The sequence below is a fragment of the Prevotella sp. P2-180 genome (genome assembly GCF_002251435.1).
In the GTDB taxonomy this organism is placed as follows: Bacteria; Bacteroidota; Bacteroidia; order Bacteroidales; family Bacteroidaceae; genus Prevotella.
Genome location: NZ_NPJI01000029.1, coordinates 96,278 through 120,355, shown reverse-complemented (window position 1 = coordinate 120,355; position 24,078 = coordinate 96,278). Strand labels below are relative to the sequence as shown.

Genomic DNA, 24,078 nt, shown 5'->3' with positions numbered 1-24,078 from the left:
AGGGGCTTCAGAGAAAGCTCCTCATTCTTGTTTTATTACCCTGCAGCACGCCTTGGTAAAGCATGCAAGGGACACAGTTTTTTAATATAGATATGATAGAGAAAAAAGAAGTTAAGACAATTGTAGATGAATGGTTGACAGGTAATGATTACTTCCTCGTCGACGTGATGTTTACTAACGACGACCGTATAGTGGTGGAAATCGACCATGCCGACGGCGTATGGATTGAAGACTGCGCCGACCTCAGCCGGTTATTGCAAGAGCGACTGGGAGAGAATATAGGCGACTATGAACTCGAAGTAGGGTCGGCTGGCATCGGGCAACCATTTAAAGTAGCACAACAATACATCAACCACATAGGAAAACAAGTGGAAGTGCTCGACAACGAAGGGAAAAAAGTACAAGGAGTACTGAAAGACGTTGACGGCGACTGTTTCTCCATTACCATTACAGAAAAACAAAAGGTGGAAGGGAAAAAACGTCCAGTGAAGGTGGAAGTAGACAAGACTTACAACATGAATAATATAAAATATACAAAATACTTATTAAGTTTCAAGTAATCAGCTATGGCAGCAAAAACAGAAGAGAAGGGACCGAGCATGATCGAAACCTTCCAGGAATTTAAGGAGACAAAGAACATCGACCGAACCACTCTCGTCAGCGTGCTCGAAGAAAGCTTCCGCAACGTGATTGCGAAAATATTCGGCAGCGACGCAAACTTCGACGTCATTGTCAATCCCGACAAGGGCGACTTCGAGATTCACCGCAACAGAATTGTTGTGGCTGACGGCGAAGTGGCTGACGAAAACAAGCAAATCTCACTCACCGATGCACAGAAAATAGCTCCCGACTACGAGATCGGAGAGGAAGTGAGCGAAGAGGTGAACTTCAGCAAGTTCGGACGTCGTGCCATCCTTAACCTCAGACAAACATTGGCTTCGAAAATACTCGAACTCGAACACGACGCTCTCTACAACAAATATAAAGACAAAGTGGGAACTGTGGTCAGCGCAGAAGTTTACCAAATATGGAAAAAAGAGGTACTGCTCATCGACGACGAGGGCAACGAGCTACACCTGCCGAAAAACGAGCAAATCTCGCGCGACAACTACAGAAAAGGTGAAACTGTTAAGGCCGTGGTGCTCAGAGTAGACAACGATAACAACAACCCAAGAATCATTCTCAGCAGAACATCACCAAAATTCCTCGAAAGAATGCTGGAAGCCGAAGTGCCTGAGGTGAGCGAAGGAATGATCTCTATACGAGGTGTGGCCCGTATGCCCGGAGACAGAGCTAAAGTGGCAGTGGAAAGCTACGATGACCGCATCGACCCCGTGGGAGCTTGCGTTGGAGTAAAGGGAAGCCGTGTGGCTGGCATAGTAAAAGAACTATGCAACGAGAATATCGACGTGATAAACTTCTCAAACAATATTCAGCTCTACATACAACGTGCTCTCGCACCAGCCACCGTAACCAGCATCACAGTAGACCAAGCAAACAAAAAAGCTGAGGTTTACCTGCAGCCCGACCAAGTGTCGTTAGCCATCGGACGTGGCGGTATGAACATCAAGCTTGCCAGCATGCTGACAGAATATACCATCGACGTGTTCCGCGTAGTGGGCGAAAACGAAGCCGACGAAGATATCTACCTCGACGAATTCTCCGACGAAATCGACCAGTGGGTAATTGATGCTATCAAAGCTATCGGACTCGACACTGCAAAAGCTGTGATAAACGCTCCACGCGAAATGCTTATCGAAAAGGCCGACCTCGAGGAAGAAACCGTTGACCAGGTTCTCGGAGTGCTCAAAGCTGAGTTCGAACAGTAAGCGTGTTGAACTCACACAAAGCATGAGCACATGCGAGACAAAAATATAGTATTCATTATTTTCAATATGCATTATAACTCAACCTTAGAAAGGGAGAAAACGTAAAAACTCCACAAAGTTGAGCACATGCGAAACTAAAAAAATAAATTATCGTGGGCATCAGATTAAATAAAGTTTTAACAGAATTGAATATAGGACTTCAAACGGCAGTTGATTTCCTGAGAAACAAGAAAAGTCTGGGAGAGATAGCAGAAGACGCTAACCTCTCTACCAAGATTTCAGATGAGCAGTATAATGCCCTCGTCAGCCAATTCAAAGGCGACAAGGACATTAAGAATGAGGCTGAGAAGCTTGCTAAAAAAGGAAAGGAAAGAAAAGCCGAGAAGAAAATTTCTAACACCAAAGCAGACGACCTAGTCAAAAAAGTGCAGAAGTACACTCCTCTCGGAAAAATCGACCTTGATAGCATTGGCAAGCCTGCCAAGGCCTCATCTGATGCTATTGAGACAAAACCCGAAATTAAGACTACTGCCGAAAGCCTTAACAAGGGGAATACGACTGAGCGCAACGAGGTGGACAAATCTCAACAAATTAACATCAACAAGCAGAATAACGACAATACTGCCAACAACGAAAAAAACGCACCAAAAGCCTCAGATTCAAACTCTACGGAAAAGGCCGACAACATTGACAATGTCAAAAAGGCCGAAACCGAAATGACGACAGACAATAATAATATAATATTGCCCGAGACAAAACAAAAGGCAATAGAAAGCAACGAAAACGTCAAAAGCGAAAAGATAAATCAGAACGGAAAGGATGCGATGCAAAACGACATGGGCAATTCGCAATCCAACCAAAAAAATACCAAAGTGGACAATAATTCCAATCAGAACTCAAATCAGAACCGACAAAACGGAAAATCAGCGGCTTCTATCGATAATAGTCAAAACAAACAGACTCAAGAGGCGAGAAACGACAACAAAATATTCACACTCAGAAGCGAGAAAAAACTTGCTCCTAAGGTGAACGTGCTCGGAAAAATCGACCTTGACGCTCTCAACCAAAGCACAAGACCAAAGAAAAAAACCAAAGAGGAAAGAAGAAAGGAAAGAGAGGAAAAAGCCATCCACAATGGCGAAAGAAAGAAAAGAGTGCGCATCAATAATGAGAGAGTTGACATAGAAGCTGCAGCTAACCAAGGCGGGTCGAACAAAAAGAAAAAAAATAGAGGTGGCAACAACCAAGGCAACGCCAACAACCAAGGTAATGCCAACAACCAGCAAGGAGGCGGAGGCAAAAACAAGAACAAAGCCAAAAACAAGCCTCAAAAGCCTATTGAGGTAAACGAGGAAGATGTGGCACGCCAGGTAAAGGAAACACTTGCACGTCTCACCAATAAAAACCAAAACAAAAAGGGTGCAAAATACAGAAGGGAGAAACGTGAAGCCGTGCAAGAGCGTCTCAACGAAGAGCTGATGGAACAGGCTGCTGAAAGCAAAACCCTGAAACTCACAGAGTTTGTGACCGTAAGCGAACTGGCTACCATGATGAACGTGCCGGTAAACCAAGTCATCGGCACTTGCATGAGCATCGGCATCATGGTGTCTATCAACCAGAGACTCGACGCTGAAACCATCAACATCGTGGCTGACGAGTTCGGATTCAAGACTGAATATGTAAGCGCGGAAGTGAGCGAGGCTGTCAGCGAAGAAGTCGACGACGAAAACGACCTCGTGCCCAGAGCTCCAATCGTCACAGTTATGGGTCATGTCGACCATGGAAAGACATCGCTGCTCGACCATATCAGAAAATCTAACGTCATAGCAGGCGAGGCTGGAGGCATCACTCAGCATATCGGTGCATACAACGTGACTCTTGGCGACGGACGACAGATCACCTTCCTTGACACTCCAGGTCACGAGGCATTCACCGCCATGCGTGCCCGAGGAGCACAGGTGACCGACATCGCCATCATCATCATCGCAGCCGACGATAGCGTCATGCCAACCACCAAAGAGGCCATCGCTCACGCTCAAGCCGCCAACGTGCCTATGGTGTTTGCCATCAACAAAATTGACAAGCCGGGGGCTAACCCTGACAAAATACGTGAGGACTTGGCTAACATGAACCTTCTCGTGGAGGAATGGGGCGGAAAGTACCAGTGTCAGGAAATATCAGCCAAAAAGGGCATCGGCGTGCAAGAACTGCTCGAAAAGGTGCTACTCGAAGCTGAAATGCTGGACCTCAAAGCTAATCCTAACAGAAAAGCTACCGGTTCTGTCATAGAATCGTCGCTCGACAAAGGTCGCGGATACGTCTCAACGGTGCTCGTTTCTAACGGTACGCTGAAAGTGGGCGACATCGTGATAGCAGGTACAAGCCATGGACGCATCAAGGCAATGTTCAACGAGAGAAATCAGCGCATCGAAAAGGCTTTGCCGTCAGAACCAGCTACCATACTCGGACTCAACGGAGCTCCTCAGGCAGGTGACTCCTTCCATATCATGGACACTGAACAGGAGGCAAAAGAAATTGCCAACAAGCGTACTCAACTGCAGCGAGAACAGAGCCTACGTACAGCCACCACACTCTCTCTCGAGGAAATAGCCCACAGAGTGGCTCTCGGAGAGTTCCACGAACTCAACCTTGTGGTAAAAGCCGACACCCAAGGTTCGGTGGAAGCCCTGTCAGACTCGTTCATCAAGATGTCTACAGAAAAAGTGCAGGTGAACGTGATACTCAAAGCAGTAGGACAGATATCAGAAAACGACGTGATGCTCGCATCAACGGCAAAGGGTATGATTGTGGGATTCCAAGTGAGACCTTCCGTGGAGGCAAAGAGACTGGCTGAACGTGAGGGTGTGGAAATCAATACCTACTCCGTAATCTACGACGCCATCGACGACATACACTCTGCCATGGAAGGCATGCTCGAAAAAGTCAAGAAAGAGGTGGCTACTGGTCAAGTCGAGGTGCGGGAAGTATACAAAATCTCAAAGGTCGGTACGGTGGCTGGTGCTTTCGTCACCGAAGGAAAGGTTCACCGCACAGACAAAGCCCGCCTCATACGAGACGGTATCGTGGTTCACACAGGCGACATCAACGCTCTAAAGAGATACAAGGACGACGTGAAAGAGGTGGCTGCCAACTTTGAATGCGGTATCTCTCTCGTCAACTTCAACGACATACAGCAAGGTGACATCATTGAGACCTTCACTGAAATTGAAGTGGAGCAAAAGTTGTAATTTGAAAAATGACTGAAAAAAATGCTTTTGTACGTCGAGTGGCGGAGCAGAAATATGAATATGGCTTCACCACCGACGTTCATACTGAAATAATAGAAAAAGGACTGAACGAGGACGTCGTAAGGCTCATATCACAAAAGAAAGATGAGCCGGAATGGATGCTCGATTTCCGTCTGAAAGCTTTCCGACATTGGACAAAAATGGAGGAACCTAAATGGGGACACGTCAATGTGCCCCCTATTGACTATCAGGCTATTTCGTACTATGCTGACCCTATGGCCATGAAGAAAAAGCAGGAGAAAAGGGATATCGACCCTGAACTCATGAAAACATTCGACAAGTTAGGCATTCCTCTCGAGGAAAGACTCGCTCTGAGCGGAGTGGCTGTGGATGCAATCATGGACTCTGTGTCGGTTAAAACTACATTCAAGGAAAAACTCGCCGAAAAAGGTATCATTTTCTGCTCTATTGGAGATGCCATAAAAGACCATCCCGATATCGTGAGGCAATATCTCGGAACTGTGGTGCCATACACCGACAACTTCTTCGCTGCCCTAAACAGCGCAGTGTTCAGCGACGGCTCGTTCGTTTATATTCCTAAGGGTGTCAGATGCCCAATGGAACTGAGCAGCTACTTCCGAATCAACGCCCGAAACACTGGACAGTTTGAAAGAACACTCATCATTGCCGACGACGATGCTTACGTGTCGTATCTCGAGGGATGTACCGCTCCCATGAGAGACGAGAACCAACTACACGCCGCTATTGTGGAGATTGTGGTGATGAACAACGCGGAAGTGAAATACTCTACAGTGCAAAACTGGTATCCTGGCGACGAGAACGGAAACGGTGGTGTGCTGAACCTCGTTACCAAGAGAGGCGACCTCAGAGGAAATAACAGCAAACTCTCGTGGACCCAAGTTGAAACTGGATCTGCCATCACATGGAAATATCCGTCGTGTGTGCTTCGCGGCGACTATTCACAAGCAGAATTTTACAGTGTGGCAGTGACCAACAACTACCAAGAAGCTGACACGGGAACGAAGATGATACACATGGGTAAAAACACCAAAAGCACCATCATCTCAAAGGGAATATCGGCAGGACACAGCCAAAACTCATACAGAGGACTGGTGAGAGCTACAGCCAATGCCGACAACGCACGAAATTACTCGTCGTGCGACTCACTGCTCTTGGGCAGCCTTTGCGGCGCCCACACCTTCCCATACATGGACATACACAACGACACGGCCATAGTGGAACACGAGGCCACAACAAGCAAAATAAGCGAAGACCAACTCTTCTACTGCAACCAACGTGGCATACCAACAGAACAGGCTGTAGGACTGATTGTAAACGGATACGCAAAAGAGGTGCTCAACAAACTGCCGATGGAGTTTGCCGTAGAAGCACAGAAACTCTTGAACGTGTCGTTAGAGGGAACTGTAGGTTGAGGAGTATGGAGACAGGAGTTGAGCCCATGCGAAACTTGAATAAATAAATTAAAAAAAAATGTTAGAAGTAAGAGATTTATGCGCCAAAATAGGCGACAAAGAAATACTAAGAGGTATCAACCTCACAATTCGTGACGGCGAAACTCATGCCATCATGGGACCTAACGGCTCGGGAAAGTCTACTCTCTCGGCTGTGCTCGTCGGAAACCCTCTTTATGAAGTGACTGCCGGCACCGCTTTCTTCAACGGGAAAAACTTGCTCGACATGAAACCCGAAGAGAGAGCTCACGAAGGCCTCTTCCTCTCTTTCCAATATCCAGTGGAGATACCTGGGGTGTCGATGACCAACTTCATGAGAGCCGCCATAAACGAAAAACGGAAGTATCAAGGTAAAGAACCTCTGCCTGCTGCCGAGTTCCTAAAACTCATGAAACAAAAAAGAGCTATCGTAGAACTCGACTCCAAACTCGCTAACAGGTCGGTGAACGAGGGATTCAGCGGCGGAGAGAAAAAAAGAAACGAAATTTTCCAAATGGCAATGCTCGAACCGAAACTGGCTATTCTTGACGAAACCGACTCAGGACTCGACGTCGACGCCATGAGAATTGTGGCAGAAGGTGTGAACAAGCTACACATGCCTGACACCAGCACCATAGTCATCACACACTACGACCGACTTCTCGACATGATAAAGCCAGACGTCGTACACGTGCTATACAAAGGACGCATAGTGAAGACTGCCGGTCCTGAACTTGCCAAGGAAATACAGGAAAGAGGTTATGATTGGATAAAGGCAGAAAGCGCTTTAAATGAATAGTGGAAGATTGTTTTAAATGAAAAATCAATATATTGAACTATACGAACAGTGTCGACCTTTGATTAGGGAACATAGCGCAGACGTGATGAACAATGCGAGAGACATTGCTTTCGAAGATTTCAAAAGACTCGGTATTCCATCGAAAAAAATAGAGAGATATAAGTATACCGACATGAAGAAACTCTTCGAACCTGACTATGGCTTGAACCTTAAACGACTCGACATTCCTGTCAACCCTTACAACGCATTCAGATGCGATGTGCCTAACCTCAGCACGTCGCTTTATTTCGTTGTAAACGACGCTTTCTACGCCAAAAACTCACCAAAGGCGCAACTGCCGGAGGGTGTGATAATAGGGTCGCTAAAAGAGGTTGCCGAAAATAATCCGGAACTCGTCGGAATGTATTATGCAAAACTAGCTAAAACATCCGACGATGGCATCACAGCCCTGAACACTATGCTCGCTCAAGATGGTCTGCTCGTATATGTACCGAAAAACGTTAGGGTAGAACGGGCTGTGCAGGTGATAAACATTCTTAGGTCGGATGTCGACCTAATGGTTAACAGGCGTGTTCTCATCGTCGTAGAAAAAGGGGCTGAAATAAAACTGCTCTTCTGCGACCATGCCGCCGACGACCGACACTTCCTCGCTACACAGGTGATTGAGGCATTCGTGGAAGAAAACGCTTCGCTCGACCTCTACTGCATGGAAGAGACACACGAGAAAAACGTAAGGGTGAGCAACTTGTATATCGACCAAAAAGCTAATAGCAGAGTGAATCATAACATCATCACCCTGCATAATGGAGTGACAAGAAACCGTACAGACCTGTTGCTAAGTGGCGAAGGGGCAGAGTGTGTGCTGAACGGATGTGCCATTGCCGACAAGAACCAAGTGGTGGACAACAACACACTCATCGAGCATATCGCTCCACACTGCGACAGCAAGGAACTGTACAAATACGTGCTCGATGGAAAGGCTATTGGAGCTTTCGCAGGAAAGGTGCTCGTGCGTCAGGGAGCTCAAAAGACCACTTCCGAAGAACGCAACCAGAACATCTGTGCTACACGAGAAGCTCGCATGTATACTCAACCCATGCTGGAGATTTATGCCGACGACGTGAAATGCAGCCACGGCTCTACTGTGGGACAACTCAACGACGCTGCCATGTTCTACATGAGACAAAGGGGAATATCGGAAAAAGAAGCTAAGCTGTTGTTGGAATTCGCATTCGTCAATGAGGTGATCGACACAATAAAGCTCGAACCTCTACGCGACCGCCTGCACCATCTCGTGGAGAAAAGGTTCAGAGGTGAACTCAGCAAGTGTGAGGGTTGCAAGCTATGTAAGTAGGTTTGGGTAGTTTTATGTGTTATAGATAATTTATGACTCATGTTTGATATTCAAAAGATAAGGGAAGATTTTCCAATTTTGTCGAGAATGGTGTACAACAAACCGCTGGTATATCTCGACAATGCAGCCACTACACAAAAGCCTTTGTGTGTGCTCGACGCCATGAGAGAGGAATATCTCAACGTCAACGCCAACGTTCACCGAGGTGTGCATTATCTCTCACAACAGGCTACCGACCTACATGAGGAGGCTAGAGAAACAGTGAGAAGATTCATCAACGCACCATCGACATCGGAAATCATCTTCACCAGAGGCACAACCGAGGGTCTCAACCTCGTGGCTGCATCGTTTACAGAGGAGATGATGAAGGAGGGCGACGAGGTGATTGTGTCGGTTATGGAACACCACTCCAACATAGTGCCTTGGCAACTGCAGGCGGCAAAAAAGGGCATTGCCATAAGGGTTATCCCTATGGACGAAACGGGGAAACTAGACATTAAGGAATACGAGAAAATGTTCAACGAGCACACAAAATTGGTTAGTGTTGCTCATGTGAGCAACGTGCTTGGCACGGTCAACCCAGTGAAACAGATCGTGAAAATTGCTCACGACCATGGCGTGCCTGCCATGATTGACGGAGCTCAGTCGACACCTCACTTCCGTGTAGACGTACAAGACATCGACTGCGACTTTTTTGTGTTCAGCGGACATAAGATGTATGGACCTACTGGCATCGGTGTGCTATATGGAAAGGAACAGTGGCTCGACAAACTGCCTCCTTATCAGGGTGGTGGCGAAATGATTGAAAGTGTGAGCTTCGAAAAAACCACTTTCGAGCGCCTGCCATTCAAGTTTGAGGCTGGCACACCTGACTATGTGGCTACACACGGACTGGCAACGGCCATAAAATATATTGAGAACATCGGCATCGACAACATCTCTCGCCACGAGCAGGAGCTTACGGAATACTGTATGAAAAGACTGGAAGCTATCGACGGAATGAGACTGTTTGGCACTGTGAAGGGTAAAGATGCCGTGGTGTCGTTTCTCGTGGGAAACATCCACCATCTCGACATGGGCACACTACTCGACAGACTTGGCATCGCCGTCAGGACTGGTCACCATTGCGCACAACCGCTGATGGATCGCCTCGGCATACAAGGCACAGTAAGGGCTTCATTTGCCTTATACAACACAAAGGAGGAGATTGACGTGCTGGCCAACGGCATAGAGAGAGTGGTGAAAATGTTTTAGAAAAGAAGGTTATGCTGAAAAACTGTTTCTACGAGGGAATGACCGAAGCGGGATGCGACGAAGCGGGACGAGGATGTCTTGCTGGCAGTGTCTTCGCTGCGGCAGTGATATTGCCTCCAGGCTATCACAACGAACTTCTCAACGACTCTAAACAACTCTCTGAAAAAAGCAGATATGCATTGAGAGAGGTTATCCAAAAAGAGGCCGTGGCATGGGCAGTAGGTATTGTCACTCCAGAGGAGATTGACAAAGTGAATATTCTCAACGCTTCCATTCTTGCAATGCACAGAGCCCTCGACCAACTTAAGGTGAGGCCCGAGGCAGTGATTGTAGACGGCAACCGCTTCAAACCTTATCGCGACATACCCTACTCCACCATAGTGAAAGGCGACGGGAAATATCTGTCGATAGCAGCCGCTAGCATTCTTGCCAAGACATACCGCGACGACTACATGCGCCAACTTGATGCAGAATACCCTCAATATGACTGGAAAGGAAATAAGGGATATCCTACAAAGAAGCATCGCGAGGCCATAAAAACACATGGAGCCACTCCCTACCACCGACGCACTTTCAACCTCTTGGGCGACACTCAACTGTCATTGGTGTTTAAGGAAGAGTAGACAAGATGATGACCATATTCTCACACTGGACATAAGTTATGAAATCATTAAAAGAATTATTCAGAATAGGAAAAGGGCCATCGAGCAGCCATACCATGGGCCCACAAATGGCAGCAAAGATTTTCCTCGAACGGAATAAAAAAGCAAAAGAATTTGAAGTGACACTTTACGGCAGTCTTGCAGCGACAGGTAAAGGTCACCAGACAGATAGTGCCATTCTCGATATTCTATCGCCAGTGGCAAAGGTGAATTTATTGTGGGAACCAACAATATTCCTTCCTTTTCACCCTAACGGCATGCGCTTCGTTTCGAAAGATGAGGAGGGCAAGACAATGGAGGAATGGACCGTATATAGCGTTGGCGGCGGTGCTCTCTCGGAAGGGAAAGACGCAGGCAACCATGTGGAGCACGACGTTTATGACATGAACACCATGACGGAGATAATGAAATGGTGCTACGACAACGGAAGAAACTACTGGGAATATGTGGACATAACAGAAGGGCCTGATATTTGGGACTACCTGATGAAGGTGTGGAAGGCCATGCAGGATGCGGTGGAACGTGGCATCAACACCGAAGGACGACTTCCTGGACCTCTGAACCTTTCAAGAAAGGCCAGCACTTACTACGTCAAGGCATCGGGATATCAGCGCAATCTGCAAACCAGAGGTCTTGTATATAGCTATGCCCTTGCCGTGAGCGAAGAGAATGCCTCGGGAGGCATTATTGTCACTGCTCCCACATGTGGTTCGTGTGGTGTGCTGCCTGCGGTGCTCTACCATCTCTCACGCGGACATCATTTCAGCGACGAAAAGATAATACATGCAATAGCTACAGCGGGCATCGTGGGCAATGTGGCCAAGACTAACGCTTCAATATCGGGTGCCGATGTGGGATGCCAAGGAGAGGTGGGAGTGGCCTGCGCCATGGCTTCGGCTGCAGCGTGCCAACTTTTTGGTGGTAGTCCGTCGCAAATTGAATATGCTGCCGAAATGGGACTCGAACATCACTTGGGTATGACTTGCGACCCCGTTTGCGGACTGGTACAAATACCTTGTATCGAACGTAACGCTTTCGCCGCTGCTCGTGCACTCGACAGCAATATCTACGCTTCGTTCTCCGACGGAATCCACCGTGTGTCTTACGACAAGGTGATAAACGTGATGAAACAGACTGGTCACGACATTCCTTCTCTTTACAAAGAGACAAGCGAAGGCGGCCTAGCTACTACTCTTGACATCAAGCTTTCGTAAATAATAAAACTCAATACTGTTATCTTAACAGCTTCACTACCCCAAATACTCTCGACAGACCGGACTTGTCGAGAGTTTTTGCTATCATTATGCTTCCTACAAAACATACAACTATAGTCACCACGGCATGAACGATTCCACTTCTGTCGAAGGAAAACAATGGAAGATAGAATTTTGACATCATGGTAAATATGGGATGGAAGATATAAACCGGAAGAGTGTTGCGGCCAAAGTAGCACATCACCACACGAAACCGCTCAGGCGTCTTGCCATGACACCACAACAAAAACGACACCGCAAAAAACGGCAAGACAAGACATATCCACTTATGCCACAGCTCAGGCTGAAATATTAACACAAGAAATGGCAACAAGGAGAAGACAGAAGCCGGAAAAGCCTTTACAAAGGACACTTCATTCTGACGCAGTACTGCCCCCATGAAAAATAACGTAGCGTCAGCAGGAGTGAGAAGAGGCAGAAAAAAAGCAAGCAAATAAAGGGAAAAAGCAAATAGCGACAGACGAGACACTTTAGAAAGGGACGGGAAAAGACGAAAAACAACGTAATAAGCCGTACCACACACTATCATATCATAAAAAAACCAATAAGGACCGATAGACCTTACAAACACCCTCTCGCACACTGCCTCGAGCGATAGCGAAGTGAGACCATCTCTCACCGGCAAGAAAACCGACAGGACAGAAAACGACGTCACCATGATAACGTAAGGCAAGACAAGACGAAGGAAATATTTCAAAAACCCACCGACAGACTTCTCTATGTTGACAAGATAACCCGTGATAATGAGAAAAGCAGGCATGAAGAAAGTGAACATGCTTTGTTTGAACATAGGATAAAGCGTACCGAAATTGACTATGTGAACCAATATCACTATAGCCATCAACACGCTGCGCACATAGTCTATCTCCTCAAACTTCTTCATTGTAGACATACAGAGGTCAGTTTAGTTCCTTGGTAAGTATACTCTCCAATTTCTCTGCCGACAAGCGAAGCTGGAACTGCCCCTTAATCGCCACCGAGATAGAGCCAGTTTCTTCTGACACCACTATCACCACAGAGTCGCTATCCTGCGACATGCCCATTGCGGCACGATGACGCAAGCCAAGTTCCTTTGGTATGTTCATGTCGTGAGACACCGGAAGTATACATCCGGCAGCCTTGATGCGTTTCTGAGCTATTATCATCGCGCCATCGTGAAGTGGAGAGTTCTTGAAAAAGATGTTTTCTATCAGACGCTGGTTGATATTCGCATCTATCAGGTCGCCTGTCTTCACTATTTCGTCAAGGGGTGAAAGACGCTCTATGACTATCAAGGCACCTACCTTCTTCTTCGACATATTCATACAGGCCAACACAATCGGCACTATTGATTCCTTGTCGTGAGTCTTCTTCTTATCCTTGCTATTGGAAAAAATCTCCATAAACACCTTCATGCGCTGATGCGCGCCTAGATTGAAGAGGAACTTGCGTATGTCTTCTTGAAACAACACTATCAAACCTATAACTCCTACACTCACCAGCTGGTCCATGATGCTACCCAACAGTCGCATCTCCAATATCTCAGACACAAAAAGCCAAAGCACCACAAACATCATGATGCCTATGAAGACGTTGAGCGAACTCGACTCTTTCATAAGCCGGTAAATATAGAACAGCATCAATGCTACCAGGACTATATCTATGATATCCTTCAATCCAAATTCGAAAAACATACCTACATTATCTTGTTTACTATTTTCACTACTTCCACAGCTTCCTTCACGTCGTGTACACGAAGAATGTTGGCTCCCTTCTCTACCGCTATCGTATGTATTACAGATGTCCCGTTGAGCGAACCTGAAGGATCGGTGTCAAGAAGCCTGAATATCATCGACTTGCGAGACACACCTACCAGCAAAGGCAAGTCGAGCGACTGCAACTGTTCCATTTTTGCAAGAAGGGCATAGTTTTCGTCTAAGCTCTTTCCAAAACCAAATCCCGGGTCGAGGATTATGTCTTTCACCCCTAACTCATGCAGTTGATTGACTTCCTTGGCAAAAGCGGGTATCATGGCTTCAAGATTGTTCTTTACAGACATAAGAATGTATGGAACGCCAAGACGTGCCACCATGCGGAATATGGAGGGATAAGGCCCTTCGTCCTGCTCCAAAGGAGTATTGACAACTCCTGTTATGCCTCCTTCCGACACATCGTTGACCATGCCAACGCCATATTCCTCAACAGCCATACGAGCCACATCGGGACGGAAGGTGTCTACCGACAACACTGCGTCAGGCTGTTCGCGACGTACTATCTGCAAGCCACGACGCAACCTCTCCATCTCTTCAGACTCACTCACCTGCGGTGCGCCAGGGCGTGTTGAAAAGGCGCCGATGTCTATCATTGTGCCTCCCTCGGAAATAATCTGATTTGTACGTTCTGCTATTTCTTTCTCCGTCTGCTTACGACTGCCTGCATAAAATGAGTCGGGAGTGACATTCAGAATACCCATCACATGAGGGGTGGAAAGGTCTATCAAGCGGCCATTGACATTTATTGTTTGATACATAAATTCGATTAATGTTTAATTGTATGCAAATGTAGTACAAGTTATGCAAAGAACCAAATAAATATGATAGTTTTTGGATTTTTTAAAGGCATTTTGTTTTGTTCTTATCACTATTTGAGCTACCTTTGCAGAAAATTTGAAGAAAAAAAATGGAGATTACAGAACTTTATGATATTTACAAAAGCCATCCTGTGATTACAACTGATAGCCGCGACTGTCCAAAGGGCTCCATATTTATCGCGCTGAAGGGAGAATCGTTCGATGGAAACAAATTTGCGGCGGCGGCTATTGAAAAAGGATGCGCCTTCGTTGTGGTTGACGAAAAGGAATATTACGTGGAAGGCGACAAACGCTACATCCTTGTTGATAACTGCCTGAAAACATTCCAACTATTGGCAAGAGAGCATAGAAGACGATTTAACATTCCAGTGATTGGTATTACCGGCACCAACGGAAAGACTACCACAAAGGAACTCGTTTCGGCTGTACTGTCACAAAGGTATAACGTGCTGTTTACCCAAGGTAACTTCAACAACGACGTGGGGGTGCCTAAAACATTGTTCAGACTGAGTAAAGAGCATGAGATTGCAGTAGTGGAAATGGGCGCAAGTCATCCTGGGGACATAAAGACGCTCGTGGACATTGTGGAGCCTCAATATGGGATAATCACTAATGTGGGAATGGCTCACCTTCAAGGCTTCGGTTCGTTTGAGGGAGTGGTAAGCACAAAAGGAGAGTTGTACGACTTCTTGCGTGAGAACAAAAACTCAAAGGTATTTATTGACGCTGGCAACCGGCATCTTATGGACATAGCCACAGGATTGGAGCTTGTGGAATACGGCACTGTCGAAAACCATAGGCTTAAGGTAAGGGGACAGGTTGTGTCGTGCGCTCCGCTTCTAAAATTCAGGTGGACCGATGGCAACGAATGGCATGTGGTGCAAACTCATCTCATTGGCAGCTACAATATCATGAACATGCTTGCTGCGGCATGTATCGGACTTGAATTTGGTGTGACACCTGAACAGATTGACACCGCCCTCTCCAGCTACACACCAAGCAATAACCGCTCGCAACTTACAGAGACAGCCTGCAACCACCTCATTGTGGATGCATATAACGCTAACCCTACAAGCATGATGGCGGCACTGAAAAACTTCCGCGACATGGAAGTGTCTCCCAAGATGGCTATATTGGGCGACATGAGGGAACTTGGGGAATCCAGCGCCGTGGAACACCAAAAGATAGCCGACTTCCTTTCTGAGTCTGGCCTTGACAATGTATGGCTTGTGGGAGAGGAGTTTAAGAAGACAAACTGTCGGTTCAGAAAATTTAACGACATCGAAGAGGTGAAAGCAGCCTTGGAAGCAAATAAGCCTTCTGGCTATTTCATCCTAATTAAAGGCAGCAATGGCATAAAACTCTTTCAACTGCCAGAACTGCTTTGATCGTTTCCTTCTTACTATACCATCTTCATACGCTTCTATGAGTATATGAAAGAAAGGTAAAGAAGAACTAAATTGCAAAGAAAGAGTTTTTTTTTCGCAAATCATGCACGAGTTTCAAAAAAATTGTGTACCTTTGCAGCCGCATTGAAAAAATGGCGGGATGTAGCGCAGTTGGTAGCGCACTACGTTCGGGACGTAGGGGTCGGGCGTTCGAGTCGCCTCATCCCGACCAAACGGCGGCAAGCGAGATAAACTCACTTGCCGCCGCTTTTTTGTATACATTATTTCTTCTCACCATATCTCTATGGCCTCTACTGACATGATATTACTCTTACTTATTCCGCTTGTCGACAGTATCTTCACTGTCTGCTTTTTATCTCGTTGTATGGTAAACCTTCTACATGCCTGTTCGTCGGTATTTCCGCTACAAATGTAGTTAAGTCCATCAATCGAAACAGTGACTCCACGTCTCATTCCGCGCATCGTAACCCTTGTCCAACCCTTAAAAGGCCTTGGGGCAAGATAGGTGAGCGAGGTGGCTGTGGAATCTACTAGCTGGCACTGGTGGATGTGGCGTATGTATTGAGGCTCAAAATGGGATATGGCATCTCTTGTATGGTTTATGGCGACTGGAAGAAGCTGGGGCATGGGCAAGTCGGTATAAAGCAACGACATGTCTATGGGGGCTATGGTCTCTGTTTCGGTGGTGTTAATGGAAGTGGTGGCATCTACTGACGTCCACGACCATGAGTCGTCGCAGGCAAATGCGAAGGTGGTACCATCGGTGTAGGTGCCATAGATGGTTAGCGAAAGTTGTCTATCTGGATAGTCGGCGAGAAAGGGTGAATACCACACCTTCAGGTGGCAAATGGTATCGGTAATGAATGGAGTGACTTCGCAATGCAAGCTTCCAAGTGTCTTGTCGGTGTCGTGATAAGGAGATAGCACACTTGTCGTAACGTTATAGCCATTGGCATATATTTGGATTCTTCCATTGCTTGCTGCATCAACAAACGCCCGACTCACTATTTTCTGCAGACTGAGCAACTTCACAAACCATATCTGAGACTCTCGGCAAGAATCGCCGGCATTGATCCATTGGTGTGACCATCCGGTGGCTCTTGCCGATGTTGTAAATAATAATGTGAGAAATGCTATGATGAAAGTCTTTATCATAGTATCACTACCTTCTGTCCTCCCTTCGTCTTTATGGTCTTCGACTCTCCGTTGAAGTTAACGACAAGCTTTCCGTCATTAACCGACTTTATCGAGAGCTGAGTGACCTTACCTCCACTCCATACCATGCTTATCTCATGTCCTCCACGAGCACGTATTCCGCTCACTTCGCCCTCATTCCACTGTTGTGGCAGTGCTGGAAGCAGCGTGATGGTGTTGCCGTCGCCCTGAAGCAGCATCTCGCACACACCGGCAGTGCCACCAAAGTTTCCGTCAATCTGGAATGGTGGATGTGCATCAAAGAGGTTGGGATATGTGCCTCCTGAGCGTCGGCGGTCGGTGCCATTGTATTTATCTGGACTAACATAGGTGAGGAGTTTCTGGAATATGTGGTATGCCTGTTCTGCCTTTCCAAGCCTTGCCCAAAGATTAATGCGCCATCCGGTGCTCCATCCTGTGGTGTAGTCGCCCTTAATCTCAAGCGACTTCTGGCATGCTGCCATTAGCTCTGGATTTGCTGCGGTAATGTGGGTTCCTGGATAAAGTCCAATAAGGTGTGACTGATGGCGGTGCTGCCAGTCCCAATCCTCCCAGTCATAATACCACTCCTGAAGATTTCCGCGGCTTCCAATGGTATATGGATGCAACTTGGCCGTGGTCTCTTCGAGCTTATTACTGAAGTCAGCGTCAATGCCAAGCACTTCTGCCGCGGCGATGGTGTTCTTGAATAGTTCCCGCATGATGGCAAGGTCGGCAGTACCTCCATAACATGTCATTCCGTGATAGCCTTCTGTGGTTTTATATTCATTTTCGGGCGATGTCGAAGGTGCCGTAATCAGTTCTCCAGGTTGCTTTGGGTTTTCTATGAGCCATGCGATGCAAAACTCTGCGGCTCCTCGCATTAGTGGATATGCCACTTCCTTGAGGTATTCTTTGTCCTGGGTATACTGATAGTGGTCCCACAGGGCATTTACGAGCCATGCTCCTCCCATATTCCAGTTAGCCCATTCCGGCTTCTCGTTTTTCTCTCCCACGGGGTTTGTCATTGCCCAAATGTCACTATTGTGGCTTGAACACCATCCTTGTGTTATGCCATAATAGTTCAGTGCAGTGTACTTCCCGTTTTCGGCAAGAGCCTTGATGAATCCGTCGAGTGGCATGGTCATCTCTGGCAAGTTTGACACTTCTGCGGGCCAGTAGTTCTCCTCGAGGTTGATGTTCACTGTATAGTTGCCTCGCCATGGTGAGTAGAGGTGTGGTGTCCAAAGACCTTGAAGATTGGCTGGAACGGATGGGGTTCGTGAACTACATATCAGCAGGTATCTGCCATATTGAGTATAGAGAGTCTCAAGATACGGATTGCCTCCTTTATTGTCAGTATAGTCCAGCAGTTGCTTGGCTGTAGTACGGTTTTCATCGTAGGACGGATTGCCAAGTTTGAGTCTGAAGCGACTGAAAAGCTCACAATAGTCAGCCAAATGGCGGTTGCGCAATTGTTCGTAGGTGAAGTTCACGAGATGCCATGCGTCGTCGGCAGCATTTGCCAGATAGTCGGCTCCTTGTTTCACTGGATGGTTGCGGCTCCCGTTGAAACTTGTTTGGTTTACAAAATACAATGTTGCGGTGTTGGCTCCGGTAATGGTTATGGTGGAGTCGGCGGCATGCACGTTTCCCCCTTGAGCGGCTGCCTTCAGTATTGAGCAGAAGTGTATGGAATGCATCTCGTCGCCAGTGGCATGACCGGTGACTGTGATTTGTTGTGAAGATGCTTTTGCCTTGTGTGGAGTTTGTCCTGTGAGCGACACTCTGAAATTCAGCTTCCCCGGAACGCTTGACTTTAGTCTTATGGCTATGAGACGATCTGGATGGGAGGCGAAGTATTCACGCTCATATGTCACTCCGTCTTTTTCATAGCGGTCGCGGCAAATGGCTTGATTAAGATCTAACTCACGATAGTAGTCAGTAGCCTTAACCACCGGCTCTGTCCTGTTTGCCCTACAGTTGAGGTCTTCGATGAGCATAGTGAGCAGCGGTTGGTAGAACTGGGAGTTATGTCCTTGCACATTCAGCTGCAGTGAGTCAGCAAGCGCATAGTCTTCATTGAATAGAGCTTTTCTTATTTCAGGAATCCATTTTGAAGCTCCTGCGTCATCGTTTCTGTTTACAGGTTTTCCTGTCCACATTGTGATATCGTTAAGGTAAATGACGTTTTCGTCTACGCCGCCATAAATGAGAGCCCCTATCTTTCCGTTACCAATAGGCAACGACTCTTCAAAAAACTCAGCAGGGCTGTCATACCAAAGTTTCAAGGGTAGATTCTGCGCGGTGGCATTTATGCCAAGAAGCAATGTCAGCAAAAGTGTAATCTGTTTCATAAAATGTTATGTTTTGTTAGTGATAGGGATCTTTTTGAAGATAAAGGGGGAAAGAGATGTGAGGAAAATCTCACTTCTCTCTCCCCACTCCTCTTTCCTCACTCCTTAGTCTTCTACGCATCAATATTAGCGTATGTTGCGTTCTTCTCTATAAACTCTCTTCGTGGCTCGACATCGTCGCCCATGAGCATAGAGAATATCTCGTCTGCTTCCGCAGCATTTTCTATTGTCACCTGCTTGAGGAGTCGTGTCTGTGGATTCATTGTGGTTTCCCAGAGTTGCTCTGGATTCATCTCTCCAAGACCTTTGTATCGCTGTGTGTGAATGGTCTTGCCATCTTCTACTCCATTACCCCATTTGTCGAGGAAGGCTTGACGCTGCTGGTCTGTATAGCAGTATTCCTTTGCCTGATTCTTATATGTGCAGAGGTAGAGCGGAGGTGTGGCGATATATAGATGCCCCTCCTGTATGACTTTTGGCATGAAGCGGTAAAAGAGTGTCATGATGAGCGTGTCGATGTGTGAGCCATCGACATCGGCGTCGGTCATGATTATTATCTTGTCGTAACGCAGCTTGTCAATGTTGGCTTCCTTGTCGCCTTCACCTTCAACACCGAACCTTACGCCAATGCTCTGTATGATGTTCATCACCGACTCACTTTCAAACACCTTATGCCACATCACCTTCTCAACATTGAGAATCTTTCCGCGCAGAGGTAGTATAGCCTGCGTGTATCGGTCGCGTCCCTGTTTTGCCGAGCCACCGGCAGAGTCTCCCTCCACGAGGAAAATCTCGCATTCTTTGGGGTCCTTGTTTGAGCAGTCGGCAAGTTTTCCTGGCAGTCCGCCTCCCGTCATTGGATTCTTTCTCTGCACGCTTTCCCTTGCTTTGCGTGCAGCAATACGCGCAGTGGCAGCCAAAATCACCTTGTCGCAAATCTGCTTTGCTTCTTTCGGGTGTTCTTCTAGATAGTATGTGAGAGCCTCTCCCACTGCCTGCTGCACGGCTCCTGTCACCTCCGAGTTGCCGAGCTTTGTCTTTGTCTGACCCTCAAACTGTGGCTCAGCCACCTTAATGGATATTACAGCAGTCAGTCCTTCGCGGAAATCTTCTCCTGCAATCTCTATTTTTGCCTTCTCTATCTGCTTTGATATTACAGGATCGGCATCGGCATATTTCTTCAACGTACGGGTGAGCGCCATACGGAAGCCTACAAGATGAGTTCCGCCCTCTATGGTGTTGATGTTGTTTACGTATGAGTGGATATTCTCGCTGTAGTCGGTGTTGTACATCACCGCCACTTCGATGGGCACTCCTTGTTTCTCGGTCTTGAGATATATGACATCGTCGAAGAGGTGTGTGCGATGACGGTCGACATAGCGCACAAATTCTTTCAGTCCGTCCTTGGCATGGAACACTTCCTGCCTTGTATTACCCTCTTCGTCGGGACGAAGGTCGGTAAGCGTGATGGTTATACCTGCGTTCAGATATGCCAATTCACGCATACGCTTTGCTATGATATCGTATTTGTATGTAGTGGTGGTGAACACAGTTGGGTCAGGCCAAAACTGCTGCCTTGTTCCTCTGAGTTCTGTCTCTCCAACAATCTTCACTGGATATAGCGGCTTTCCCTTCTCATATTCCTGCTGGTATATTTTTCCGTCGCGGAACACTTGGGACATCATGCGGGAAGAAAGAGCGTTGACGCAACTCACGCCAACTCCATGCAATCCGCCGCTGACTTTATAGGATCCTTTGTCGAACTTTCCTCCGGCATGCAATACAGTCATGACGACCTCCAATGCCGACTTGTGAAGCTTTTCGTGTTCGTCCACTGGTATTCCTCGTCCGTTGTCCTGTACGGTAATCGACTCGTCCTGGTTTATGGTCACTTCGATATGTGTGCAATATCCAGCCATTGCCTCGTCGATAGAGTTGTCTACGGTTTCATTTACAAGATGGTGCAGACCCTTCTCGCTGATGTCTCCGATATACATCGCCGGGCGCTTTCGCACGGCCTCAAGTCCCTCGAGCACCTGTATATTACTCGCGGAATAATTGCTTTCTTTGATTATGTCTTCTGCCATTTTAATGTTAGTCAAAATTATTGCGCAAAGTTACAATAAAATTCTGAAATAGAGAAATATTTAAGGTCTTTTTTTATAAAAATGAGTTAATGTCACGACATACAAAAACAGGTTGCCTTCAATTGAAAGCAACCTGTCTTGTATTCTTGTTGTAGTTTTGATTATCCCAGCTTGTTGATGTGCAAAGCAAGGCTTGACTTGATGTTCGCTGCCTTGTTCTTGTGGATGATGTTTGTCTTAGACAACTTGTCCAACATCTTCTGTACACTCGGATACAACTTCACAGCCTCTTCCTTGTCTGTGATAGCACGCAACTTGCGAACGGCGTTGCGCATCGTCTTTGCATAATACTTGTTATGCAGAGTCCTCTTCTTGTCCTGACGGATTCTCTTAATTGATGATTTGTGATTTGCCATCTTGTTATTTATTCTTTTTTTATTTTGTAGTCCCTAGGAGAGTCGAACTCCTCTTTAGAGAATGAAAATCTCTCGTCCTAACCGATAGACGAAGGGACCGTGTCTCGTTTTGCGGGTGCAAAGTTACGGCTTTTATTTCATTCCTCCAAATATTTTCTCGAAAAAATTCATTTTTTATCTTATTTTTCTGCTTACGCTGCTCTAAAATGTCGTTTTTTACCTATCTTTGCAGCAAAAACCAAGATAAATCGTTATGCTAATAAAGACAAAGGCAGTGGTGCTGAATTCGTTTAAGTACACCGACAACCGTCTCATTGTCGACCTCTTCACACTCGACATGGGAAGGATGGCAGTGGCGGTAAACGTTTCTACAGGAAAAAAATCGAAATTTCCGAAAAGTATTTTCACACCGCTCACACTGCTTGACATCGAAGCCGACATGAAACAGCGACAGGGGCTACAGAAACTGAGGGAGGCTTCCATGTCTTACGCTTTCACTTCCATACCGTTCAGGCCTGAGAAAGCTACCGTCGCATTGTTTATTTCCGATTTCCTCTATCATGCCTTAAAAGGAGAACAAGACAATGCCTCTCTCTTCAATTTCATTTCTGACAGCATAAAATGGTTTGACCTTACCGACAATAACGTTGCCAATTTCCATATAGTGTTCTTGCTGCGACTAACGCTGTTCTTAGGCTTCATGCCCAACCTTGACCATTATACCGAAGGCTGCTTCTTCGACCTCATAGGCAGCACGTTCGTCAATACCATTCCTCCCCACCACGATTTCCTCGACATCAGAGAATCGGCAATAGTAAGTACCATGATGAGAATGAACTACCGCACCATGCACCTCTTTCATCTCACACGCTCTCAGCGCAACAGACTCCTTGATGTTCTCGTAGCATACTATCGCCTCCACCTACCAGATTTTCCCGAATTGAAGTCGCTTGAAGTGTTACGCTCTGTTTATTCATAGCAACTTTACACCTTATTATATTTATAGATGAGAGAGTAGTGAGAAATGTGGAGAGAGGAGCGGCGAGTGAGGAGCGTGGAGCGACTTGAGCCTCTGGATATGGCAATAAAAAAAGAAGGCGGGGATCGCTCCTCGCCTTTTTTTTCGATTCAACGTCAGTAGCTCTGACGGATAAAGGGAAATTACTTTCCGTGATGCTCGTCAGAAACGGTTAACTTCTTACGGCCCTTGGCACGACGAGAAGCCAATACTCGACGTCCGTTCTTTGTAGCCATTCTCTCGCGGAAGCCGTGCTTGTTCACTCTTCTTCTGTTGTGTGGCTGAAATGTTCTTTTCATTGCTATAAACTATTTAATTTTTTGTTATTTCTATCCTTTTGGGCTGCAAAAGTACTCATAATTTTCGAAATAACCAAGAAATAAATGAATTTTAGCTAAAACTTTTATGTTTTTTTCGAGAAAATCAGTAACTTTGCACCCGAAAACGCAAAAAATGCGTAATTTTGGACCGTAAATTCAAAATATAATAGTTATATAAAGTATATGATTAATTCACAAGACATTAAGAAAGGAACAGCAATCCGTATGGATGGCGGCATCTGGGTTTGCATCGATTTCCAGCACAGAAAGCCAGGTAAAGGTAACACCGTAATGAACACCAAACTGAAGAACGTGACCGACGGACGCGTACTCGACCGTACATTCCAGGTTGGATTCAAACTGGAAGATGTAATCATTGAGCGTCGCCCATACCAGTATCTCTATGAGGATGCTACAGGACGTATCTTCATGAATCAGGAGACTTTTGAGCAGATTCCTATTGCCAACGACCTCGTTATCGGACACGAGTTCATGAAGGAAAGCGACATCGTGGAAGTTGTAACCGATACCACCGACGGCACTATCCTCTATGCAGAAATGCCTGTAAAAACTTACCTCCGCGTTACACATAGCGAACCAGGACTGAAAGGTGACACCGCTACCAATGCCACAAAGCCTGCCACACTGGAAACAGGTGTTGAAATACGCGTTCCTCTCTTCATCAACGAAGGCGACCTCATTCAGGTTGACACTCGTGACGGAAGCTATCTCCAAAGAGTAAAGGAATAAAATATTAAAAATGAAAAATGAAGAATGAAGAGTGAAGAATAAGATAAACGCAGACTGTGCGTAGCCCATTCTTCACTCTTCATTCTT

At 46.5% G+C, this 24,078-nt stretch carries 20 protein-coding genes and 2 tRNA genes; 13 read left to right on the top strand and 9 right to left on the bottom strand.

What is annotated here, in order from left to right; all coding sequences use genetic code 11:
• Window positions 1–92 precede the first annotated feature (92 nt).
• From rimP to CIK98_RS04605, 9 genes are all read left to right on the top strand, one after another.
• The gene (gene rimP / locus CIK98_RS04645; RefSeq protein ID WP_094383114.1) at window positions 93–560 is read left to right on the top strand and encodes a ribosome assembly cofactor RimP; all 468 of its coding nucleotides are present in this window, start codon (window positions 93–95) and stop codon (window positions 558–560) included.
• Window positions 561–566: 6 nt separating this feature from the next.
• Window positions 567–1,829 (top strand): transcription termination factor NusA, encoded by a 1,263-nt coding sequence (nusA, locus tag CIK98_RS04640; RefSeq protein ID WP_094383113.1) that lies wholly within the window; start codon window positions 567–569, stop codon window positions 1,827–1,829.
• A gap of 185 nt (window positions 1,830–2,014) precedes the next feature.
• Entirely contained in the window at window positions 2,015–5,077 is a 3,063-nt protein-coding gene (gene infB / locus CIK98_RS04635) for a translation initiation factor IF-2 (RefSeq protein WP_371683240.1), read from the top strand.
• Between the two features lie 8 nt (window positions 5,078–5,085).
• Window positions 5,086–6,531 carry a Fe-S cluster assembly protein SufB gene (sufB, locus tag CIK98_RS04630; protein WP_094383111.1) on the top strand — a complete coding sequence of 482 codons (1,446 nt, stop codon included), beginning with the start codon at window positions 5,086–5,088 and terminating at the stop codon, window positions 6,529–6,531.
• Window positions 6,532–6,589: 58 nt separating this feature from the next.
• The gene (gene sufC, locus CIK98_RS04625) at window positions 6,590–7,348 is read left to right on the top strand and encodes a Fe-S cluster assembly ATPase SufC (RefSeq protein ID WP_094383110.1); all 759 of its coding nucleotides are present in this window, start codon (window positions 6,590–6,592) and stop codon (window positions 7,346–7,348) included.
• Between the two features lie 16 nt (window positions 7,349–7,364).
• On the top strand, window positions 7,365–8,702 hold the full coding sequence (gene sufD / locus CIK98_RS04620) for a Fe-S cluster assembly protein SufD (RefSeq protein ID WP_094383109.1): 1,338 nt from the start codon (window positions 7,365–7,367) through the stop codon (window positions 8,700–8,702).
• A 39-nt stretch (window positions 8,703–8,741) separates the two neighbouring features.
• The gene (locus tag CIK98_RS04615) at window positions 8,742–9,956 is read left to right on the top strand and encodes an aminotransferase class V-fold PLP-dependent enzyme (protein WP_094383108.1); all 1,215 of its coding nucleotides are present in this window, start codon (window positions 8,742–8,744) and stop codon (window positions 9,954–9,956) included.
• Between the two features lie 11 nt (window positions 9,957–9,967).
• Window positions 9,968–10,579, top strand: a complete 612-nt coding sequence (locus CIK98_RS04610; RefSeq protein ID WP_094383107.1) for a ribonuclease HII — start codon at window positions 9,968–9,970, stop codon at window positions 10,577–10,579.
• Between the two features lie 38 nt (window positions 10,580–10,617).
• Complete coding sequence (locus CIK98_RS04605; RefSeq protein ID WP_094383106.1) at window positions 10,618–11,832, top strand: L-serine ammonia-lyase; 1,215 nt, start codon at window positions 10,618–10,620, stop codon at window positions 11,830–11,832.
• Window positions 11,833–11,851: 19 nt separating this feature from the next.
• Here the strand turns inward: CIK98_RS04605 and CIK98_RS04600 are convergent, their stop codons facing one another.
• From CIK98_RS04600 to folP, 3 genes are read right to left on the bottom strand one after another with little or no spacing between them, the layout of a single operon-like run.
• Window positions 11,852–12,784, bottom strand: coding sequence for an acyltransferase (locus CIK98_RS04600; protein ID WP_094383105.1), 933 nt, complete (start codon window positions 12,782–12,784; stop codon window positions 11,852–11,854).
• Between the two features lie 7 nt (window positions 12,785–12,791).
• Complete coding sequence (cdaA, locus tag CIK98_RS04595; RefSeq protein WP_094383104.1) at window positions 12,792–13,565, bottom strand: diadenylate cyclase CdaA; 774 nt, start codon at window positions 13,563–13,565, stop codon at window positions 12,792–12,794.
• Window positions 13,566–13,567: 2 nt separating this feature from the next.
• Window positions 13,568–14,401 (bottom strand): dihydropteroate synthase, encoded by an 834-nt coding sequence (gene folP / locus CIK98_RS04590; protein WP_094383103.1) that lies wholly within the window; start codon window positions 14,399–14,401, stop codon window positions 13,568–13,570.
• 149 nt (window positions 14,402–14,550) lie between these two features.
• On the opposite strand from folP, the gene murF reads away from it, so the two are divergent.
• Window positions 14,551–15,849: a UDP-N-acetylmuramoyl-tripeptide--D-alanyl-D-alanine ligase gene (gene murF / locus CIK98_RS04585; RefSeq protein ID WP_094383102.1), complete on the top strand. Its 1,299-nt coding sequence runs from the start codon at window positions 14,551–14,553 to the stop codon at window positions 15,847–15,849.
• A gap of 156 nt (window positions 15,850–16,005) precedes the next feature.
• Window positions 16,006–16,081 (top strand) — tRNA-Pro (locus CIK98_RS04580).
• Window positions 16,082–16,140: 59 nt separating this feature from the next.
• On the opposite strand, the gene CIK98_RS04575 is transcribed toward CIK98_RS04580, so the two are convergent.
• The 5 genes from CIK98_RS04575 to CIK98_RS17960 form a co-directional block, all read right to left on the bottom strand.
• Window positions 16,141–17,025 carry a hypothetical protein gene (locus tag CIK98_RS04575; RefSeq protein ID WP_094383101.1) on the bottom strand — a complete coding sequence of 295 codons (885 nt, stop codon included), beginning with the start codon at window positions 17,023–17,025 and terminating at the stop codon, window positions 16,141–16,143.
• Window positions 17,022–19,400: a glycoside hydrolase N-terminal domain-containing protein gene (locus CIK98_RS04570; RefSeq protein WP_094383100.1), complete on the bottom strand. Its 2,379-nt coding sequence runs from the start codon at window positions 19,398–19,400 to the stop codon at window positions 17,022–17,024. The genes CIK98_RS04575 and CIK98_RS04570 overlap by 4 nt, the downstream gene beginning before the upstream one ends.
• 113 nt (window positions 19,401–19,513) lie before the next feature.
• A complete protein-coding gene (gene gyrB, locus CIK98_RS04565; protein WP_094383099.1) occupies window positions 19,514–21,487 on the bottom strand; it encodes a DNA topoisomerase (ATP-hydrolyzing) subunit B in 1,974 nt (657 codons plus the stop codon).
• Between the two features lie 161 nt (window positions 21,488–21,648).
• Window positions 21,649–21,903: a 30S ribosomal protein S20 gene (gene rpsT, locus CIK98_RS04560; protein ID WP_094383098.1), complete on the bottom strand. Its 255-nt coding sequence runs from the start codon at window positions 21,901–21,903 to the stop codon at window positions 21,649–21,651.
• Window positions 21,904–21,930: 27 nt separating this feature from the next.
• Window positions 21,931–22,002: transfer RNA gene (locus CIK98_RS17960), tRNA-Glu, on the bottom strand.
• Between the two features lie 154 nt (window positions 22,003–22,156).
• Between CIK98_RS17960 and recO the strand changes: the two genes are divergently transcribed.
• Window positions 22,157–22,882, top strand: a complete 726-nt coding sequence (gene recO / locus CIK98_RS04555; RefSeq protein WP_094383097.1) for a DNA repair protein RecO — start codon at window positions 22,157–22,159, stop codon at window positions 22,880–22,882.
• 182 nt (window positions 22,883–23,064) lie between these two features.
• On the opposite strand, the gene rpmH is transcribed toward recO, so the two are convergent.
• On the bottom strand, window positions 23,065–23,220 hold the full coding sequence (gene rpmH, locus CIK98_RS04550) for a 50S ribosomal protein L34 (protein ID WP_004336902.1): 156 nt from the start codon (window positions 23,218–23,220) through the stop codon (window positions 23,065–23,067).
• Window positions 23,221–23,424: 204 nt separating this feature from the next.
• Between rpmH and efp the strand changes: the two genes are divergently transcribed.
• Window positions 23,425–23,991 (top strand): elongation factor P, encoded by a 567-nt coding sequence (efp, locus tag CIK98_RS04545; RefSeq protein ID WP_094383096.1) that lies wholly within the window; start codon window positions 23,425–23,427, stop codon window positions 23,989–23,991.
• Window positions 23,992–24,078: the final 87 nt, after the last annotated feature.

Excerpts from the sequence above, each read along its gene's own strand:
- rimP (WP_094383114.1), top strand. The coding sequence starts at position 93 with ATGATAGAGAAAAAAGAAGTTAAGACAATTGTAGATGAATGGTTGACA.
- nusA (WP_094383113.1), top strand. The coding sequence starts at position 567 with ATGGCAGCAAAAACAGAAGAGAAGGGACCGAGCATGATCGAAACCTTC.
- sufB (WP_094383111.1), top strand. The coding sequence starts at position 5,086 with ATGACTGAAAAAAATGCTTTTGTACGTCGAGTGGCGGAGCAGAAATAT.
- sufC (WP_094383110.1), top strand. The coding sequence starts at position 6,590 with ATGTTAGAAGTAAGAGATTTATGCGCCAAAATAGGCGACAAAGAAATA.
- sufD (WP_094383109.1), top strand. The coding sequence starts at position 7,365 with ATGAAAAATCAATATATTGAACTATACGAACAGTGTCGACCTTTGATT.
- CIK98_RS04615 (WP_094383108.1), top strand. The coding sequence starts at position 8,742 with ATGTTTGATATTCAAAAGATAAGGGAAGATTTTCCAATTTTGTCGAGA.
- CIK98_RS04610 (WP_094383107.1), top strand. The coding sequence starts at position 9,968 with ATGCTGAAAAACTGTTTCTACGAGGGAATGACCGAAGCGGGATGCGAC.
- CIK98_RS04605 (WP_094383106.1), top strand. The coding sequence starts at position 10,618 with ATGAAATCATTAAAAGAATTATTCAGAATAGGAAAAGGGCCATCGAGC.
- CIK98_RS04600 (WP_094383105.1), bottom strand. The coding sequence starts at position 12,784 with ATGTCTACAATGAAGAAGTTTGAGGAGATAGACTATGTGCGCAGCGTG.
- cdaA (WP_094383104.1), bottom strand. The coding sequence starts at position 13,565 with ATGTTTTTCGAATTTGGATTGAAGGATATCATAGATATAGTCCTGGTA.
- folP (WP_094383103.1), bottom strand. The coding sequence starts at position 14,401 with ATGTATCAAACAATAAATGTCAATGGCCGCTTGATAGACCTTTCCACC.
- murF (WP_094383102.1), top strand. The coding sequence starts at position 14,551 with ATGGAGATTACAGAACTTTATGATATTTACAAAAGCCATCCTGTGATT.
- CIK98_RS04575 (WP_094383101.1), bottom strand. The coding sequence starts at position 17,025 with ATGATAAAGACTTTCATCATAGCATTTCTCACATTATTATTTACAACA.
- CIK98_RS04570 (WP_094383100.1), bottom strand. The coding sequence starts at position 19,400 with ATGAAACAGATTACACTTTTGCTGACATTGCTTCTTGGCATAAATGCC.
- gyrB (WP_094383099.1), bottom strand. The coding sequence starts at position 21,487 with ATGGCAGAAGACATAATCAAAGAAAGCAATTATTCCGCGAGTAATATA.
- rpsT (WP_094383098.1), bottom strand. The coding sequence starts at position 21,903 with ATGGCAAATCACAAATCATCAATTAAGAGAATCCGTCAGGACAAGAAG.
- recO (WP_094383097.1), top strand. The coding sequence starts at position 22,157 with ATGCTAATAAAGACAAAGGCAGTGGTGCTGAATTCGTTTAAGTACACC.
- rpmH (WP_004336902.1), bottom strand. The coding sequence starts at position 23,220 with ATGAAAAGAACATTTCAGCCACACAACAGAAGAAGAGTGAACAAGCAC.
- efp (WP_094383096.1), top strand. The coding sequence starts at position 23,425 with ATGATTAATTCACAAGACATTAAGAAAGGAACAGCAATCCGTATGGAT.